The 18,188-nt window shown below is 62.0% G+C and carries 17 protein-coding genes; 14 read left to right on the top strand and 3 right to left on the bottom strand.

Features of this window, described 5'->3' with window-relative positions; genetic code table 11:
• Position 1: 1 nt before the first annotated feature.
• Positions 2 to 388 carry a 4-carboxymuconolactone decarboxylase gene (pcaC, locus tag M5B42_RS13965; protein ID WP_177098778.1) on the top strand — a complete coding sequence of 129 codons (387 nt, stop codon included), beginning with the start codon at positions 2 to 4 and terminating at the stop codon, positions 386 to 388.
• Positions 389 to 457: 69 nt separating this feature from the next.
• Here pcaC and M5B42_RS13960 read toward each other — a convergent pair whose 3' ends face one another.
• Positions 458 to 946, bottom strand: a complete 489-nt coding sequence (locus tag M5B42_RS13960; protein WP_248746182.1) for a MarR family transcriptional regulator — start codon at positions 944 to 946, stop codon at positions 458 to 460.
• Positions 947 to 1,157: 211 nt separating this feature from the next.
• Between M5B42_RS13960 and M5B42_RS13955 the strand changes: the two genes are divergently transcribed.
• The 11 genes from M5B42_RS13955 (at position 1,158) to M5B42_RS13905 (ending at position 13,192) form a co-directional block, all read left to right on the top strand.
• Positions 1,158 to 1,988 carry a p-hydroxycinnamoyl CoA hydratase/lyase gene (locus M5B42_RS13955; protein ID WP_177098776.1) on the top strand — a complete coding sequence of 277 codons (831 nt, stop codon included), beginning with the start codon at positions 1,158 to 1,160 and terminating at the stop codon, positions 1,986 to 1,988.
• Between the two features lie 91 nt (positions 1,989 to 2,079).
• On the top strand, positions 2,080 to 3,528 hold the full coding sequence (locus M5B42_RS13950) for an aldehyde dehydrogenase (RefSeq protein WP_248746181.1): 1,449 nt from the start codon (positions 2,080 to 2,082) through the stop codon (positions 3,526 to 3,528).
• 13 nt (positions 3,529 to 3,541) lie between these two features.
• Entirely contained in the window at positions 3,542 to 5,425 is a 1,884-nt protein-coding gene (locus M5B42_RS13945) for a feruloyl-CoA synthase (protein ID WP_248746180.1), read from the top strand.
• Complete coding sequence (locus M5B42_RS13940; protein ID WP_248746179.1) at positions 5,422 to 6,663, top strand: thiolase family protein; 1,242 nt, start codon at positions 5,422 to 5,424, stop codon at positions 6,661 to 6,663. The genes M5B42_RS13945 and M5B42_RS13940 overlap by 4 nt, the downstream gene beginning before the upstream one ends.
• A 111-nt stretch (positions 6,664 to 6,774) precedes the next feature.
• A complete protein-coding gene (locus M5B42_RS13935) occupies positions 6,775 to 7,485 on the top strand; it encodes a GntR family transcriptional regulator (RefSeq protein WP_103496951.1) in 711 nt (236 codons plus the stop codon).
• A gap of 164 nt (positions 7,486 to 7,649) precedes the next feature.
• Positions 7,650 to 8,669, top strand: coding sequence for a LacI family DNA-binding transcriptional regulator (locus M5B42_RS13930; RefSeq protein ID WP_177098771.1), 1,020 nt, complete (start codon positions 7,650 to 7,652; stop codon positions 8,667 to 8,669).
• Positions 8,653 to 9,657, top strand: coding sequence for an ABC transporter substrate-binding protein (locus M5B42_RS13925; RefSeq protein ID WP_248746178.1), 1,005 nt, complete (start codon positions 8,653 to 8,655; stop codon positions 9,655 to 9,657). Before M5B42_RS13930 ends, M5B42_RS13925 begins: the two co-directional genes overlap by 17 nt.
• Before the next feature lie 3 nt (positions 9,658 to 9,660).
• Positions 9,661 to 10,527 (top strand): ABC transporter permease, encoded by an 867-nt coding sequence (locus tag M5B42_RS13920; protein ID WP_248746177.1) that lies wholly within the window; start codon positions 9,661 to 9,663, stop codon positions 10,525 to 10,527.
• Complete coding sequence (locus tag M5B42_RS13915) at positions 10,524 to 11,318, top strand: ABC transporter permease subunit (protein WP_103496948.1); 795 nt, start codon at positions 10,524 to 10,526, stop codon at positions 11,316 to 11,318. Before M5B42_RS13920 ends, M5B42_RS13915 begins: the two co-directional genes overlap by 4 nt.
• Complete coding sequence (locus M5B42_RS13910) at positions 11,315 to 12,346, top strand: ABC transporter ATP-binding protein (protein ID WP_248746176.1); 1,032 nt, start codon at positions 11,315 to 11,317, stop codon at positions 12,344 to 12,346. The genes M5B42_RS13915 and M5B42_RS13910 overlap by 4 nt, the downstream gene beginning before the upstream one ends.
• Positions 12,347 to 12,361: 15 nt before the next feature.
• A complete protein-coding gene (locus M5B42_RS13905; RefSeq protein ID WP_177098766.1) occupies positions 12,362 to 13,192 on the top strand; it encodes a phosphodiesterase in 831 nt (276 codons plus the stop codon).
• Positions 13,193 to 13,195: 3 nt separating this feature from the next.
• Here the strand turns inward: M5B42_RS13905 and M5B42_RS13900 are convergent, their stop codons facing one another.
• The gene (locus M5B42_RS13900; RefSeq protein WP_248746175.1) at positions 13,196 to 14,146 is read right to left on the bottom strand and encodes a PDR/VanB family oxidoreductase; all 951 of its coding nucleotides are present in this window, start codon (positions 14,144 to 14,146) and stop codon (positions 13,196 to 13,198) included.
• Complete coding sequence (locus M5B42_RS13895; RefSeq protein WP_248746174.1) at positions 14,143 to 15,186, bottom strand: aromatic ring-hydroxylating dioxygenase subunit alpha; 1,044 nt, start codon at positions 15,184 to 15,186, stop codon at positions 14,143 to 14,145. The genes M5B42_RS13900 and M5B42_RS13895 overlap by 4 nt, the downstream gene beginning before the upstream one ends.
• A 244-nt stretch (positions 15,187 to 15,430) precedes the next feature.
• On the opposite strand from M5B42_RS13895, the gene M5B42_RS13890 reads away from it, so the two are divergent.
• Positions 15,431 to 16,693, top strand: a complete 1,263-nt coding sequence (locus M5B42_RS13890; protein WP_248746173.1) for a serine hydrolase — start codon at positions 15,431 to 15,433, stop codon at positions 16,691 to 16,693.
• Positions 16,694 to 16,813: 120 nt separating this feature from the next.
• Positions 16,814 to 18,151 carry an alginate export family protein gene (locus M5B42_RS13885; protein WP_248746172.1) on the top strand — a complete coding sequence of 446 codons (1,338 nt, stop codon included), beginning with the start codon at positions 16,814 to 16,816 and terminating at the stop codon, positions 18,149 to 18,151.
• Positions 18,152 to 18,188 lie beyond the last annotated feature (37 nt).

Genomic DNA, 18,188 nt, shown 5'->3' with positions numbered 1-18,188 from the left:
AATGGACGAACAGCAACGTTACGAAGCCGGCATGAAAGTGCGCCGCGAAGTGCTCGGCGATGCCCATGTGGATCGTAGTCTGGAACATCTGACGCCGTTCAATGGCGAGTTCCAGGAGATGATTACCCGGCATGCCTGGGGCGATATCTGGACCCGCCCCGGGTTGCCACGGCACACCCGCAGCCTGATCACTATCGCCATGCTGATCGGCATGAACCGCGAAGGGGAGCTGCGCCTGCACTTGCGTGCCGCGAAAAACAACGGCGTGAGCCGCGACGAGATCAAGGAGGTGTTGATGCAGAGCGCGATCTATTGCGGCATTCCCGCGGCCAACGCCACCTTCCATCTGGCTGAGGCGGTTTGGGCGCAGATGGATGCCCAGGCGTAAGCTAGTGATCGTGTATCTCCGGCGCGACTGGAGCCGGCCCAGTCCCGGCGCCAGCCGCGGCGCCGGTGTTTATGCCTGATAGACCTTCTTCAGCAGCCTGAGCAGTTCCTCGCGCTCCTGACTGTCGAGGGCGGAGGTGGAATCCAGATCGCTCTCGGTGGCGATCTGTTTCAGCTCCTTGAGCAGGGTCTCCCCGGTCTTGCTGAGAAAAATCCCGTAGGAGCGCTTGTCCGGCTTGCAGCGCACCCGCACCGCCAGCGCCCGGCTTTCCAGTTTGTTCAGCAACGGCACCACCTGGGGCGGTTCGATGGCCAGTGCCTTGGCCAGGTCGGCCTGCATCAGCCCGGGCGTCTGGTCGATGATCGCCAGGGCCGAGAACTGCGCCGGCCGCAAATCGTGGGCCGAGAGTCGCTCGATCAGGTTCTGGAACAGCTTCAACTGCGCCCGACGCATGGCATAACCGATCAGGTCGTCCAGGGCGGAGTCCAGTGGCGCTTGGGTTTCGGCGTTCTCGGCAGGGGGCTCGGGGGTGGCGGCAATCTTGGAAGACTTGGCCATTGCGGGGTGGATCCTCAGGCAGGAGGTTAAGAAGACTATCTAGTTTGCCGTGGTTGCTCGGGGATAGCCATGGTCTCTTGCAGATGTCCAGGCAACACAAACGGTTAAGGGTTAAAAGCAATCAAGTTAATTTTGTTAATGGTTAATTGACATAACTAATTTTCAGGTTTAGTTTTTACTCATCTTCAAGCCCGGAACAAGAGAGCCCGCCATGAGCAATTACGAAGGTCGCTGGACTACCGTCAAGGTCGAAATCGAGGAGGGCATTGCCTGGGTGATTCTCAATCGTCCGGAAAAACGCAATGCCATGAGCCCGACCCTGAACCGGGAAATGGTCGATGTGCTGGAGACCCTGGAGCAGGATCCTGCCGCCGGGGTGCTGGTGCTGACGGGGGCCGGTGAAGCCTGGACCGCCGGCATGGATCTCAAGGAGTACTTTCGCGAAGTGGATGCCGGCCCGGAGATCCTCCAGGAAAAAATCCGCCGCGAAGCCTCGCAATGGCAATGGAAGCTGCTGCGCATGTACACCAAGCCGACCATCGCAATGGTCAACGGCTGGTGCTTCGGTGGTGGCTTCAGCCCGCTGGTGGCCTGCGACCTGGCGATCTGCGCCGACGAGGCGACCTTCGGTCTCTCGGAAATCAACTGGGGCATCCCGCCGGGCAACCTGGTGAGCAAAGCCATGGCCGATACGGTGGGGCATCGCCAGTCGCTGTACTACATCATGACCGGCAAGACCTTTGGCGGGCAGAAAGCCGCCGAGATGGGGCTGGTCAACGAAAGTGTGCCGCTGGCGCAGTTGCGTGAAGTCACCGTGGCGCTGGCGCGCAACCTGCTGGAGAAAAACCCGGTGGTCCTGCGGGCCGCCAAGCACGGTTTCAAGCGCTGCCGCGAACTGACCTGGGAGCAGAACGAGGATTACCTGTACGCCAAGCTCGATCAGTCGCGCCTGCTGGATACCGAAGGCGGCCGCGAGCAGGGCATGAAGCAGTTTCTCGACGACAAGAGCATCAAGCCCGGCTTGCAGGCGTATAAGCGCTGAAACACGTGGCGCGCAGCCAGCGCATCCGGTTGTGCGCCGCGCCCATGCCGCTTGAACGTATTCCCGATAATGACAATAAAGAGGAATCACCATGCTGGACGTGCCCCTGCTGATCGGCGGCCAGTCGTGCCCCGCCCGAGACGGTCGAACCTTCGAACGGCGTCATCCGGTGACCGGTGAGGTGGTGTCGCGGGTTGCCGCCGCCACCCTGGAAGATGCCGACGCTGCCGTGGCTGCGGCCAAGGCGGCCTTCCCGAGCTGGGCGGCCCTGGCTCCCAATGAACGACGTACCCGCCTGTTACGAGCGGCGGAGCAGTTGCAGGCCCGCGGCGCGGAATTCATCGCGGCGGCCGGCGAGACCGGCGCCATGGCCAACTGGTATGGCTTCAATGTGCACCTGGCGGCCAATATGCTGCGTGAAGCCGCGTCCATGACCACCCAGATCAATGGCGAAGTCATTCCCTCCGATGTCCCCGGCAGCTTCGCCATGGCCCTGCGCCAACCGTGCGGCGTGGTACTGGGCATCGCCCCCTGGAATGCCCCGGTGATCCTCGCCACCCGGGCCATTGCCATGCCATTGGCCTGTGGCAACACGGTGGTGCTCAAGGCGTCGGAACTGAGCCCGGCGGTGCATCGGTTGATTGGCCAGGTGTTACAGGACGCCGGCCTCGGTGATGGGGTGGTCAACGTCATCAGCAACGCGCCGCGGGATGCCGCCGCGATTGTCGAGCGGCTGATCGCCAACCCGGCGGTACGGCGAGTCAATTTCACCGGATCGACCCATGTCGGGCGCATCGTCGGCGAACTGTCGGCGCGTCATCTCAAGCCGGCGTTGCTGGAGCTGGGTGGCAAGGCGCCATTTCTGGTGCTGGCGGATGCCGACCTGGACGCGGCGGTGGAGGCCGCGGCCTTCGGCGCCTTCTTCAACCAGGGGCAGATCTGCATGTCCACCGAGCGCCTGGTCGTCGATGTCAAAGTCGCCGATGCCTTTGTCGCCCGGTTGGTGGCGAAGATTGCCACCTTGCCGGCGGGCAACCCCGACGCCGGGGATTGCGTACTCGGTTCCCTGGTGGACGCCAGTGCTGGCGAGCGCATCAAGTTGTTGATCGACGATGCCCTCGACAAGGGCGCCACGCTGCTCGCCGGCGGTCAATTGGAGGGCAGCATCTTGCAGCCGACCTTGCTTGACGGTGTCACCGATGCCATGCGCCTGTACCGCGAAGAGTCTTTTGGTCCGGTGGCCGTGGTACTGCGTGGTGATGGCGATGAAGAGCTGCTGCGCCTGGCCAACGATTCCGAGTTCGGCCTGTCGGCGGCGATCTTCAGCCGTGACACCGGTCGCGCCCTGGCCTTGGCCCAGCGGGTCGAATCGGGTATCTGTCATATCAATGGCCCGACCGTGCACGATGAAGCGCAGATGCCCTTCGGCGGGGTCAAGTCCAGCGGCTACGGCAGTTTTGGCGGCAGGGCGGCCATCGAGCATTTCACCCAGTTGCGCTGGGTGACGTTGCAGAACGGACCTCGGCACTACCCGATCTGAGGAGGACAAACCCATGAGTTCAGAATTCAGATCAGCGCCTCGGACCGAGGCCAGTACGCCGCGTTATCGCCAAGTGTCCATCGGCCATCCAGCGGTCGAGGTCAGCGAAGAGCAGGGCATCCTGTCCATGCGCTCCCTCGAACCCCTGGCCGAGTTGCCCAGGCGTTTGCTCGATCGCCTGGTGCATTGGGCCGAGGTACGTCCGCAACAGACCTTTATCGCGGCGCGTCAGGATGGCGGTGGCTGGCGGCGGGTGAGTTACGCCGAGATGCTCGACAGCGTCCGCGCCATTGCCCAGGGTCTGCTGGGTTATGGTCTTTCAGCCGAGCGGCCGCTGGCGATCCTTTCGGGTAACGACATCGAGCATCTGCAGATTGCGCTGGGGGCCATGTACGCCGGTATTCCCTATTGCCCGATCTCTCCGGCCTATTCGTTGTTGTCGCAGGATTTCGCCAAGCTGCGGCATGTTTGCGATCTGTTGCAGCCGGGGTTGGTGTTCGTCAGTGATGTTGCCGCCTTCCAGCGCGCGATAGACGCCGTGTTACCGGTCGAGACGCCACTGATCAGCGTCCGTGGCGAGATGCCGGGGCGCCGGCAGAGCCGCTTTGCCAGCTTGCTGCAACAACCCGGCGCGGCCGAAGCCGAAGCGGCGTTCGCCGCCACCGGGCCCGACAGCATCGCCAAGTTTCTGTTTACCTCGGGTTCCACCAAGCTGCCCAAGGCGGTGGTCACGACCCAGCGCATGCTCTGCGCCAACCAGCAGATGCTGTTGCAGACCTTCCCGGTGTTTGGCGAAGAACCGCCGGTGCTGGTGGACTGGCTGCCGTGGAATCACACCTTCGGCGGTAGCCACAATGTCGGTATCGTGCTGTACAACGGCGGGACCTTTTACCTGGACGACGGCAAGCCCACCGTCCAGGGCTTTGCCGAAACACTGCGCAACCTCAAGGACGTGTCGCCCACCGCCTACCTGACCGTGCCCAGGGGCTGGGAGGAACTGGTCAGCGCCCTGGAGCAGGACGCTGAGTTGCGCGAATGTTTCTTCTCGCGCATGAAACTGTTCTTTTTCGCCGCCGCCGGATTGTCCCAGCGGATCTGGGACCGCCTGGACCGGGTTGCCGAAGCGCATTGTGGTGAGCGTATTCGCATGATGGCCGGGCTTGGCATGACCGAGGCGGCTCCGTCCTGCACCTTCACCACCGGGCCGTTGTCCATGGCCGGGTACATCGGCTTGCCGGCGCCTGGTTGTGAGGTGCGCCTGGTGCCGGTGGATGGCAAGTTGGAGGGGCGTTTTCGCGGGCCGCACATCATGCCGGGTTACTGGCGCGCGCCGCAGCAGACCGCCGAAGTCTTCGATGAGCAGGGCTTCTACTGTTCCGGCGATGCCCTCAAGCTCGCGGATCCGCGAGACCCGGAACTGGGCCTGATGTTCGACGGGCGGATTGCCGAGGACTTCAAGTTGTCTTCCGGGGTCTTTGTCAGTGTCGGCCCCTTGCGCAATCGCGCGGTGCTCGAAGGTTCGCCCTATGTCCAGGACCTGGTGGTGGCCGCGCCGGATCGCGAGTGCCTGGGGGCGCTGGTCTTTCCACGCTTGTATGAGTGTCGACGTCTGGCCGCCTTGAGTCCGCAGGCCAGCGATGTCGAGGTCCTGGCCAGCGTGCCTGTGCGCCTGTGGTTCAGCGACTGGCTGCAACGGCTCAACCGCGATGCCACCGGTAATGCCAGCCGCCTGGAATGGATCGCGCTGCTCGATGAACCGGCCTCCATCGATCGCGGTGAAATCACCGACAAGGGCTCGATCAATCAGCGTGCGGTGTTGCAGTGGCGCGCCGCCAAGGTCGAAGCGCTGTATCGCGGCGAAGAGCCTTCCATCCTGCGTGCCGGATCTCAACCGTGAACAGCGTGGGGCAGTATTCGAGTTTTCGCGATGTGGCGATTTTCGAAGCCCTGCGCACGCCCTGGGTCGATCTCGGCGGGGCCTTGGCCCAGGTCTCGCCGATCGACCTGGGGATCAAGGTCGGGCGCGAGGTGCTGGCCCGCGCCGCTATCGATCCGACAGCGGTGGACAGCGTACTCGCCGGTTCCATGGCCCAGGCCAGTTTCGATGCCTACCTGCTGCCCCGCCATATCGGCCTTTACAGTGGCGTGCCGCAAGGGATCCCGGCGCTGGCGGTGCAGCGCATCTGCGCCACCGGCTTCGAGCTCTTGCACCAGGCCGCCAGGCAGTTGGACGACGGTGTGCAGTTGGCCCTGTGCGTGGCGGCTGAATCCATGTCGCGCAATCCGATTGCCGCCTATGTCCACCGCGACGGTTTCCGCCTCGGTGCCGCCGTGGAGTTCAAGGACTTTCTCTGGGAAGCGCTCTACGACCCGGCGCCGGGTCTGGATATGATTGCCACCGCCGATAACCTGGCCCAGCGCTATGGCCTGAGTCGTGAGGTGGTGGATCGTTATGCGCTGGATAGTCATCAACTGGCGCTGCAGGCTCAGGCGGACGGCTGGTTTACACCTGAGCTGGTGGCGCTGGGCAATGAACGCTTTGAGCTGGCTGGCTATCAGGCACGGAGTATCCAGTTGCCGCGGGGCGTGGAGCGGGTGACGCGGGACAGTCACCCGCGGCCTACCGATCTGGCGGCCTTGAGCCGATTGCGCTCGGTGCATGACGGCGGTGTGCAAACGGCCGGCAACAGTTGCGCGCTGGTCGATGGCGCGGCGGCGGCGCTGGTGGGGCGAGCGTCTTGGGCTTTTCGTCCGGTGCTGGCCCATTTGCTGGCCAGTACCGTGGTAGGTGTGGCGCCGGAATTCATGGGCATAGGGCCAGCGCCGGCGATCCAGTTGCTGCTGCAGCGCAGCGGGCTGGCCCTGGCCGATATCGACTTGCTGGAAATCAACGAGGCGCAGGCGGCCCAGGTACTGGCCGTGGCCCAGGTGCTGGGGCTGGATGGCGACCGACTCAACCGACGGGGTGGCTCGATCGCCTTGGGCCACCCCTTGGCCGCCAGTGGTTTGCGCCTGGTGCTGAGCCTGGCCAGGCAGTTGCGCGAGGGCAATCTGCGTTATGGCATCGCGGCGGCGTGTGTCGGCGGCGGGCAGGGCATGGCTTTGCTGATCGAAAATCCCGAGTATCAAGGCTGAAGCAAGGCATCGCTGCCTTTGCCGGTATGCAGCCCGATCCGTAAACAGCGCCCTGCAGTCAGCCCAGACCTTGCGTTACTATGGCAACCCACCTTTCTGGAAGTTGCCTGGATGAGTAAGCCCGGTCAAACGGTGCTGGTCGCGCTGCGCAAGATGATCGCCTCCGGCGAATTGGCGGCTGGCGAACGGCTGATGGAAAATCCCACGGCGGAGCTTTTCGGTGTCTCGCGGATGCCGGTGCGCATGGCGTTCCGCACGCTGGAGCAGGAAGGCCTGTTGGTGCGTTTTGGCGGGCGCGGGTTTCAGGTGCGCTCCGTCAATCCCGATGATATTGCCGGTGCGGTCGAAGTGCGGGGCGTGCTCGAAGGCCTGGCGGCGCGCCAGACCGCCGAGCGGGGGCTTTCGGACGAGGCCCGGGCGAGCCTTGAACAGTGCCTGTCGCAAGGTGATCAACTGTTCGACAAAGGGTTCGTGACCATCGAGGACCTTGAGCTCTATCACGATCTCAACATGCGTTTTCACCAGGTGATCGTCGAAGGTAGCCACAACCCGGCCATCGCCGACGCCCTGGCGCGCAACGACCATTTGCCTTTCGCCTCGGTGACCGCCCTGGCGGTTGACCGTGACGACATGGTTCGCGAGTACCGGCGTTTCAACTATGCGCACATGCAGCACCATTCGGTGTTCGATGCGCTGGTCAACCGCCAGGGCGCGCGTGCCGAAGCCATCATGCGCGAGCACGCCAACGCCACGTTGCGCTATGCCGAGATCTTCGGCTCGGCGGCGGCCGAAGAGCGAATGAAGGTTATTCTCCGCTCCTGATTCCAGCCTTGCCGGCCGCACTGATGGACACCTGAGCACTGACCTCGGACGGAGTCGAGGTGGGCGAGGGGAGCCTGACATCCAATTGTCATTTTTTGATCGCGAAAACGCCATGTCCCTTGAGTAATGTCGCTCTCAATGAGATCGATCTCAAGCGAGCAAAAATGACTGATTTGAAAGAGGTTGCACAACTGGCCGGTGTTTCGCGGGCGACCGCGGCGCGAGCCTTTGCCTCCCCTGAAGTGGTGCGTCCAGCGACTCGAGAACAAGTATTCGCCGCAGCGCGTGAACTGGGTTTTCGGCCCAATCGTCTCGGCCGCCAACTCCGTCTGCAAACCACCAAACTGATTGGCGTTGTGGTTCCCAATCTGCTCAACCCGGTGTTCGCCGAGCAATTCCAGGCGATGGAGCGCGCTGCGCGCTTACGCGGTTACAACCTGTTGCTGGCAACCACCGACTACAGCAGCGAACGTGAAAGCGCGGTGGTCGAGGAATTGTTGCGTCAGCGCGTCGATGGTCTGGTCCTGACGGTCACGGATGCCGATCGGAGCCGGGTACTGCAAAGCCTTGCCAGGGAAGACACGCCCTTTGTACTGGCCTACCACCAACCCGGCAATCCTGACCACAGCAGCGTGTCCGTGGATAACCGCGCGGGCATGGCGCTGGCGACCCGTTATCTGCTGGAAGCGGGGCATTGGCGGATCGGCATGGTCGCGGGGCCCGCCTTGCAGTCCGACCGCGCTCGCCTGCGTTACGCCGGTTATTGCGATGCGATGCGTGAGGCCGGTCTCGACCGCTTGCCAGTGATCGAAATGCCCGCCCACACCCAGGCTGACTTTGCCGCTATCGAGCCGTTCCTACATGGCCCGCAAGCGCTCAGTGCGCTGGTCTGTTCCAACGATTTGCTGGCAATCAGCCTGATTGCGCAACTGCGACGTAACGGCTGGAACGTACCTCGGCAGCTCTCGGTCATCGGCTTTGACGGCATCGCCCTGGGCACCCAGATACACCCGACATTGTGCAGTGTCGTTCAACCCATCGCGACGCTGGCTTATACCGTGATCGATCAGTTGCTGGCGCAGATCGCCGGCGCCGCACCGGCTTCCCATTGCCTGCCTTGTCATATCCGGCCAGGCGAAAGTACTCAGCCCTACGAGGAGACATTTGATGATCCGCATCAGTAAAACCCTGGCCGCTTTGCTGCTGTGCGGCGTGGTCAACCTGGCGCAAGCCGCGCAAACGGCCATCTGCTACAACTGCCCGCCGGAGTGGGCGGACTGGGGCACCCAACTGAAGGCGATTGCCGATACGACTGGCGTGCAGGTTCCGCAAGACAACAAAAACTCCGGTCAGTCACTGGCGCAATTGGTCGCCGAACAGGCCGCCCCGGTGGCTGACGTGGTGTATTACGGCGTCACCTTCGGCTTGCAGGCGCAAAAGGCCGGGGTGGTTGGCATGTATAAACCCAAGGGCTGGGAGGAGATTCCCTCCGGCCTGAAAGACCCGGAAGGCCACTGGTTTGCGATTCATTCCGGCACGTTGGGCATCATGGTCAATGTCGATGCGCTGGGTGGCCTGCCCGTGCCACAAAGCTGGAACGACCTGCTTAAACCGGAATACAAAGGCATGGTGGGCTACCTCGATCCATCCAGTGCGTTCGTCGGTTACGTGACGGCGGTGGCCATCAACCAAGCCATGGGCGGCAACCTGGATAACTTCGCTCCAGCCATCGATTACTTCCAGAAACTGGCGAAAAACGCACCCATCGTGCCCAAGCAGACGGCCTACGCCCGAGTGTTGTCCGGTGAGTTGCCGATTCTGGTCGATTACGACTTCAACGCTTATCGAGCGCGCTACAAGGACAATGCCAACGTTGCGTTTGTGATTCCCAAGGAAGGCAGCATCAGCGTGCCTTACGTCATGAGCATGGTCGGCAATGCCCCGCATCGGGTCAATGCCGAGAAGGTCTTGGATTTCGTCCTGTCCGATCAAGGCCAGGCGTTGTGGGCCAAGGCCTACCTGCGGCCCGTGCGAGCGATAAAGATGCCTGCGGACGTCGCCGCACAGTTCCTGCCGGACAGCGATTATGCCCGGGCTGGCGTGGTCGATTACGAACATATGGCGGCGGTGCAGGAAGTCTTTTCCGCACGTTATCTGAGTGAGGTCAAGTAAGTGATGGCTTCGCAAGTCAAAGCCCGGGAAGGTCGCTCGGTCTGGACCTTGGTGCCACGCTTGCGGCCGACCGCTGCCTGGGCGCTGGCGCCGGCGGCCGCCGTGCTGTTCGCGTTCTGGTTACTGCCACTGGCGCATCTGATTATGCTGGGTGGGCAAAGTCGCGATGGCAGTGACAGCGGCTATTGGCAGGTGCTGAGCAGTGCACAATACCTGGGCAGTCTGGCGCAGACCTGCGTGCTGGCCCTGGTGGTGACCCTCGCGGCGCTGCTGGTGGGCGGCGTCAGCGGGGTGTTTCTCTCGCGCCAGCGCTTCTTCGGCCGTTCGGCCCTGGTCGCCTTGTTGACCTTTCCACTGGCGTTTCCCGGCGTGGTGGTCGGCTTTCTGGTCATCCTGCTGGCCGGCCGCCAAGGCTTGTTCGCCAGCCTTGGCCTTGAGCTGGCGGGTGAGCGCTGGATTTTTGCCTATTCGCTGACAGGGCTGTTCGTCGGCTACCTGTACTTCTCGATTCCGCGAGTGATTCTCACCGTGATGGCGGCGTGTGAAAGCCTGGATCGCAGCCTGGAAGAAGCCGCCCATTCACTGGGCGCGGGTCATTGGCGAGTGGTCTGTGATGTCATCGTGCCCGGCCTGGCCCCGGCGCTGGTCTCATGCGGGGCGATCTGCTTTGCCACGTCCATGGGCGCCTTCGGCACGGCGTTTACGCTGGGCACGCGGTTGAATGTAACGCCGGTAGCGATTTACAACGTGTTCACCAACTACGCCAATTTTGCGCTGGCCGCCGCGCTGTCGGTGGTGTTGGGCGTGCTGACCTGGATCGTTTTGTTGCTGGCCCGCACGTTGGTCAAACCTTCGAGGACGGTCTTGTGAAGCGCTCAACGCTGTTTGTCGGGCAACTGCTGTTTACCTTGCTGGTTTGCGCTTTCATGCTGGTCCCGGTGCTGATGTCACTGCTGGCCGGGGTGACGCGTAATTATTTCCAGGGGATATCCAGCGGCCTCACGTTCGCCTGGCTGGTGCAAGTCTGGCAGGCTTATTCGCCGACCGTCTGGCTGTCCCTGGAACTGGCCGTGGCTTGTGCGCTGTGTGTCTGTGTGGTTGGCGTGCCGGCGGCTTATGCGCTGGTACGGATGGACAATCGCTTCAGTCGCGCGTTCGAGGAACTGATGGTGCTGCCGGTCGCCATGCCCGGCCTGGCCAGCGCGCTGGCGTTGTTGCTGACCTATGGCCAGTTTGGCGAGTTTCGCAGCAGTTGGTTGTTCATTCTGGTCGGCCATGTGCTGTTCACCCTGCCGTTTCTGGTGCGCCCGGTGATGGCGGTGATGCAACGCCAGCATCTACCGGTCCTGGAAGAGGCGGCGGCGAGCCTGGGCGCGGGGCCGATCCGGCGTTTCTTCAGTGTGGTGCTGCCCAACTGCCGGGCGGGGATTCTCGCCGGGGTGTTGATGGTGGTCACCCTTTCGTTGGGTGAGTTCAACCTGACCTGGATGCTCCACACGCCGATGACCAAGACATTGCCGGTGGGCTTGGCCGACAGTTATGCCTCGGCCCGGCTGGAAGTCGCCAGCGCCTACACCCTTATATTTCTGATGATGATCGTGCCGCTGCTTATCGCGCTGCAGGCCATCAGCAGCCGTCTTTCCCGTGGAGAAAAACGATGACCGGAACCACCATTCGCCTTGAGGGTTGTCGCAAGGCGTTCGCTGATGGCACCGTTGCCGTGCATGACCTGGACCTGAGCATCGAGGCGGGGGAAACCCTGGCGGTTCTTGGCCCGTCCGGCTGCGGTAAAACCACTACCCTGCGCCTGATCGCCGGTCTGGAACGTCCAGATGCAGGGCGGATTTTTTTGGGCGACGATGATGTCACGCACCTGCCCATCGAGCGCCGCAACGTGGGCATGGTGTTCCAGAACTACGCCTTGTTTCCGAATTTGGATGTGGCCGGCAACATCAGCTACGGCCTGAAAATTCGCGGTATGTCGCCCGCCGAACGCAACAAGCGTTGCGCGGAACTGCTGGAGCTGGTCGGCCTGGATGAGCATGGTAAACGCAGTATTCACGAGCTGTCCGGCGGTCAGCGCCAGCGGGTCGCTCTGGCCCGTGCCCTGGCACCGCGACCTCGGGTGTTGCTGCTCGACGAACCCTTGGCGGCGCTGGATGCGCAGTTGCGTGAGCGCTTGCGCAGCGAGTTGGATCAGCTGTTGCGCAGCCTGGGAATCACCGCCGTGTTCGTCACCCACGACCAGGGCGAAGCCATGGCGTTGGGGAATCGCATTTTGGTGATGGAGCAGGGCCGCGTCGCGCAGTTGGCCAGTCCGCGGGAAATCTACCAGCAGCCAGCCAATGCTTTCGTCGCCAGCTTCGTGGGTAACCTCAATGCTTTTTCGGTGATCGAGCGCACGACCGATGGCTTGAAAGTCAGTGGCGGTGAATTGCCATGGAGCGGCACCCGTCTGCCTGCCACCGTGTATTGCCGCCCCGAACATCTGCGGGTGATGGACTGCCAGGGGCATCTACGTGGACGTCTTGTCGGCCAGTTTTTCCAGGGGGCGCAAAGCCGTCTGCTGGTGGATGTCGGCGCCCCCCAGCCGTTGTTGGTGGACTGCACCGATGGCGTGATTTACGGGGCCGGCGCCATGCTTGCCTTGGCCATCGAACCACAAGTGTTGTTCACCCTGCATCAGTGATCAGAGATCAGTATTTTGAACCGTCCATTTCTCGTTGCGCAGATCAGCGATCTGCATCTTAAAGCCGGTCAGAAACTGACCTATGGCGTCGTCGATACCCTCGGTGCATTGCGTCGTGCTGTCGATCATCTGAACGCCAGCCGGCCGCGCCCGGATATTGTGGTAATCAGTGGCGACCTGGTGGACTTCGGTCGCCCCGACGAATATGCCGTGCTGCACCCTGAGCTCGCGCGCCTGCACATGCCTTTCTACCTGGTGCCCGGTAACCACGACAATCGGGAGCATTTGTTGGCGGCATTCGCCGATCACACCTACTGGCCGAGAGTGGCCGGTGAACCACTGGATTGGGTGGTCGAGGAGCATCCGCTACGCCTTATCGGTCTGGACACGAGCATACCCGGCGCCCATGGCGGCCAGTTGCAGGACCGTCAGTTGCATTGGCTCGATGAACAACTGGCCCGTCGCCCCGAGGCGCCGACTCTGTTGGTTCTGCATCATCCGCCGTTTATCAGTGGCATTGGCCATATGGACCGCGAGCCGTTCATCAACGCGATGGCCCTGGAGGGGCTCATTGCCCGTCACCCGCAGGTCGAGCGGTTGTTGTGCGGACACCTGCATCGGCCGATGCAGCGGCGTTTCGGCGGCAGCCTGATTTGTGTGTGCCCCGGTACCTCACATCAAATCGTGCTGGATCTGCAGCCCACCGCCCCGGCGCATTTCAACCTGGAACCGCCGGGGTATCTGTTGCATCACTGGCATGAGCAGGCGTTGGTGACCCATAACGGCGTGTTTGGTGAGTATCCCGGGCCGTATCCGTTTTATGACGCAAATGGATTGATTGACTGATAACTAGAGATCGAGCACCAGCAGTGGTGTTTTCGAACGCGAGCAGCAAGGGGTGAACTGGTCGTTGGCGGCTTGTTCACCTTCGGTGAGGAACAGGTCGCGATGTTCCGGCACGCCCTCCAGAACCCGAGTCAGGCAGGTGCCACAAATACCTTGTTCGCATGAAATGGCGATCTCGATACCGTTGTCTTGCAGCACCTGCACCACGCTCTTGTCGGCAGGCACCTCGAAGGTTTGGCCGCTGCTGGCGATCCTGATCGAGAAGCTGCCGTCGGCGCCAGTGTCGATGGGCGCGGCGGCGAAGTACTCGCGATGCAGGCAGGGCTCCTGCCAGCCCGAGGCCTTGGCCGTATCCAACACGTGCTGCATAAAGCCACCGGGGCCACACACATACACATGAACGTCGTCTTCGGGCGCGGCCAGGACCTTGGCGGCGTCCAGCGCCGTCTCGGGTTCCTGATCGAAATGCAGGAACACCCGGTGGGCAAACGGCGAGTGTTGCAACCGTTCGATAAAGGCCGCGCGGTCCCGCGCACGGGCGCAGTAGTGCAGTTCGAAATCCGCGCCGCTGTGTGCCAGGCGTTCGGCCATGCAGAGGAGCGGGGTAATGCCGATTCCGCCGGCGAACAGCAGGCTGCGCCTGGCTTCATGGACCAGTGGAAACAGATTGCGCGGCGCGCTGATCGACAGGCGCGTACCAGGCCGGATCTGCTCGTGCATGGCCCGTGAACCGCCTCGGGAACCCGGGTCCTTGAGTACGCCGATCAGGTAACGATGGCGCTCTTCGGGGTGGTTGCACAGGGAGTATTGTCGGATCAGGCCGCCAGGCAGATGCACATCGATATGGGCGCCGGCGCTGAAGGCCGGCAGTGGTTGGTCGTCGACACTGGCCAACTCGTAGCTGCAGATGTCCTGGGCTTCGTCGTGGCGCGAAACCACTCGCACTTCGATCATGTCAGTGACTCCTGTGGGGCTCGTTCCCGGGCGATCAGACGCTCCAGGACTCGGCGCGACTGCACGCCGCCGGCGTCGATATTGAGCTTGAGCAGGTTGCGCAGGGGATGGTCGAGCAGGTTCTGTTGCTGGCGTTCGAGCATCTGCAGATCTTCGCTGAAAATCTTGCCCTGACCCTCGCGGATGCTCGCGGTCAGGGCTTCGTCCCGGGGGTTGAAGTTGCGTGCCATACCCCAGAAGTACCAGATCGAGGTCTCGGTTTGCGGGGTGATGAAGTCGACGACGATACTCGACGCCTTGAACTGCGGATCGGCGTGATAACCGCCTTTGCCGGCGTGGGCCACGCCGACTTCGATCAGCACATGACTGGGGGGGCTGAAGCGGCAGATCTGCCAGCGGTCAACCGGCACATCATCGGCCAGGTTGTTGCCGCGCAGGGCCATGCGCCAGAAGGGCGGTGCCAGGATGTTTTCCATGTGGCGGGCGGTGATCACCTCGTCGCCCTCGACCGTGGTGATCGGCGCGACCTCATCGATTTCCTTCTGGCCGATGCTGGATGCATGCACGTAGGTTTCGTGGGTCAGGTCCATCAGGTTGTCGATCATCAGGCGGTAGTCGCACTGGATATGAAACAGGCCTCCGCCATAGGCCCACTGGTCGCTGATCGCCCATTCCAGATGAGGGATCAGCGCCGCGTCGGCCTGCTCCTGATCGCCGGGCCAGACCCAGACAAATCCGTAGCGCTCGACCACGGCAAAGGTCTTGTTGCAGGGGAATCCCCGGACCCGCTGCCCCGGCATTTCCACGGTCTTGCCATCGCAACCCATCACCAGGCCGTGATAACCGCACACCAGTTGGCCGTTCTCGACGTATCCCAGTGACAGCGGAGCGCCGCGATGGGGGCAGAAGTCCTCGACGGCCGACACCTGGCCTTCATGGCCACGGTAAAAAACCATCTTCTCACCACAGATCTGACGGCCCAGGGGCTTGTCGAGTTCATCAGGCGTACAGGCGACGTACCAGGTGTTCTTGAGATACATGGCGATTCTCCCAGCTTTTTTTGTATTTAGTGGATCCATTAGGATTGTTTTGTGCGATTAAAGTCAAACAAAAAATGCTTTTTACTTTTCAATGGATCCACTGGATCGTTTGACGCACGCCTGAACCGCACAGCGCCAAGGCATTAATTAACCTTATTAATTATTTTATTGACTAAATAAATAGTCTTGGTTAATTATTCTCCTGCATCTGCTCTCACGCAGAGTCATTTCCAGGGGCAACCCCATGAGTCAGAACCACCTGCCTTCGCTGGCCAGTCTTTATGTCGAGGCCAATGAGTCTTCAGCCGACGGACCTGTCGCGTCGTCACTCATGCAAGGTTTTCCGGCCGAACCGGAACATCGCGTCACCTGGTCCAACTGGATGAGCCCGCCGTTCAACCAGTGGGGGTTTCGCAACCTGGCACGCCTGCGTCCGTCCATCGATGTGCAGGCCAACCCTGGTACGACCGGTGTCTTGAAGGAGGCGCCACTGGCGCTGGATGAGCTGAGTTTCGTCAGTGAATGCGGCCTGGGCATCAGCGTCATCGATCACCTGGTAGCCAGTCACACCGACGCATTCCTGGTGATGCAAGGCGACACGGTGCTCTTCGAGCGCTACTTCAACGGCCAGCAGCGCCGGGATCGGCATGTCATGTTCTCGGTCACCAAGTCGCTGATCGGCACCCTGGGGGAGCAACTGGTCTGCGAGGGCACCCTCGACCCGGCATTGCCCGCGGTGCATTACGTGCCGGAGTTGCTGGGCGGCGCGTTTGCCGATGCCAGCGTGCGGCAGCTGTTCGACATGGCCGTGGGCATCGAATACAGCGAGGTCTATGACGACCCCAATTCCGAGAGTTCACAGTATGGCTACGCCTGCGGTTTCCAGCCGACCCCGCCGCAGTACGCTCAGTTCGAGTCGCTTTACCAGTACCTGCCGTCCCTGCGAAAGCGCGGTGAACATGGTGGGTTTTTCCACTATGTGACCGCCACCACCGAAGCCCTGGCCTGGGTGATGGAGCGCGCCTCGGGCAAGTCCTGCGACCAGTTGCTGCAAGGCATCTGGAGCCAGTTGGGGTGTGAGCGCGACGGCTACTTCATGGCCGACCCCTGGGGCCGTGGTGTGGCGGGGGCCGGTTTCAGCGCCACCCTGCGGGACATGGCACGTTTCGGCCGCCTTTTGGCCAATGAGGGGCAGCAGGACGGCCGGCAGTTGCTCTCGAGCGAGGCCATCGCGTGCATCGTCGGCGGTTCCGATCCGGCGATCTACGCCGCGAACCCCGAGTTCTCCAGATGGACACCCGGCGCGTCCTATCGCAGCCAGTGGTACGTCTTCAACGACCACAGTCAGGCGCTCATGGCCGGTGGTATTCATGGCCAATACCTGTTCATCGACAAGCCATCCGGCGTGGTGATCGTCAAGCAGTCATCACTGCCCGATGCCGTCGGCCCATTCGATGCCGACAGCGTGCGCATGCTGCGCGCCATCGCCGGCCATCTGAGTCCTTGAGCACCGCTTTAAAACAACAACGTTGCGAATCGCTTCACCCGACCCGAAGGGGTCTTGGCGGCGTACTGCGCCGCCGCTCAACTGCCCTGTAACAACAATAAATCACACAGGAGCTTCACTATGTTTCCCACGATGCGTTTTTCACGCGCGCTATTGGCGGTCGGGCTACCCCTGGCTACCCAGGCGGCGATGGCGGGCTACACCTTCGAGGATGGCGACCTCAAGGGGGAGGTCAATCTCACCGCCGGCGCAGCGACGCTTTTCACTCGCAATGTCAATTTCGGTAGCGGCCGGATTGATATGCGTAACGGCCGGAACGGCGGTAGCAGCATTGACTGGCAGGAGTTCTACGTGAAACCCGGGGTCAAGCTGGAGTATGCGGTGCAGCCGGATTTCAGCCTGCTGGCCGGCGGCTCTCTGGTAGCGGCGAAGACCTTGGGTGATGGTGACGCTGGTGGTTTCACCCGCAGTTCCGACGGTAAGGTGGCGACAGAAGAACTCTACGGCGGCTTTCGCCGTGGCGAGTGGACGTTCACTGCCGGTCGCCAGAATTACCTGATCGGCACCGGCTTCATCGTCATGGACGGTAACCTCGACCAGAAAAAGGACGGCGCCTACTGGCTGGGTCCCAGGACGGCCTTCAGGGATTCGGCGATCCTGGCCTGGGACCATGCCTCCCTGAAAGCCCAGGCTTTCACCTTGCGCACCGATGACGATCTGGGGGACTTCCGCATGACCGGCGTCAACCTGGATTACAACCTCGACGATCAGGTGACGTTGGGGGCCATGGCGATGAGGGTCAATGCGCTGGGCCCCAGGGGCAGTACCCTGCCGCGACGCCGTGACGGGATGCTGGTGTATAACCTCAGGGCGCTCAATGCGAAAGTCCCGGGTGTGGCGAACCTGACCCTGAATGGCGAATACGCCCTGGAGCGGGGCAGTGGCGAAGGCGTGGATTACGATGCCAATGCCTGGTATGGCCAGGCGGATTATGCCTTCAACACCTTGCCACTGACCCCGGTGATCGGCTATCGCTATGCGAGCTTTTCCGGCGACAACAACCTTTCCGATAACCGTCAGAAAGCCTGGGACCCTTTGAGCAAGGGCTTTGTCGATTGGAGCACCTGGCTGATTGGCGACGTGGTCGGCAACTACCTGCTGTTCAACAGTAACGAAAACGTTCAACAGTTCTCGCTCAAGACCCACCTCAACGAAGCCCTGACCCTCGGCGCGATCCACTACCAGTTCTGGCTGGATGAAAAAAACTACATGGGCGCGGCGGTCAGTGATCGACGCTTTGCCGACGAGAGCGTCGTCTTCCTCGATTGGGCTGCGTCGAAATCGCTGTCCACCTCGCTGTCCTATAACTGGGTCAAGCCGCTGGCGGCAGCCAGGCAGGTGTTCGGCGACGATCAGAAGTTCAGCGCGCTGGAACTGTATTTCACCTACCGCTACTAAGTGCCGCGAGCCTTTGCGGCCGCGCTGGAGTATTTCA

Origin of the sequence: Pseudomonas sp. MWU12-2037 (assembly GCF_023242345.1) — a bacterium.
GTDB lineage: Bacteria > Pseudomonadota > Gammaproteobacteria > Pseudomonadales > Pseudomonadaceae > Aquipseudomonas > Aquipseudomonas gingeri_D.
The sequence above is the reverse complement of the archived record's forward strand: the minus strand, read 5'-3'. Positions and strand labels throughout refer to the sequence as shown.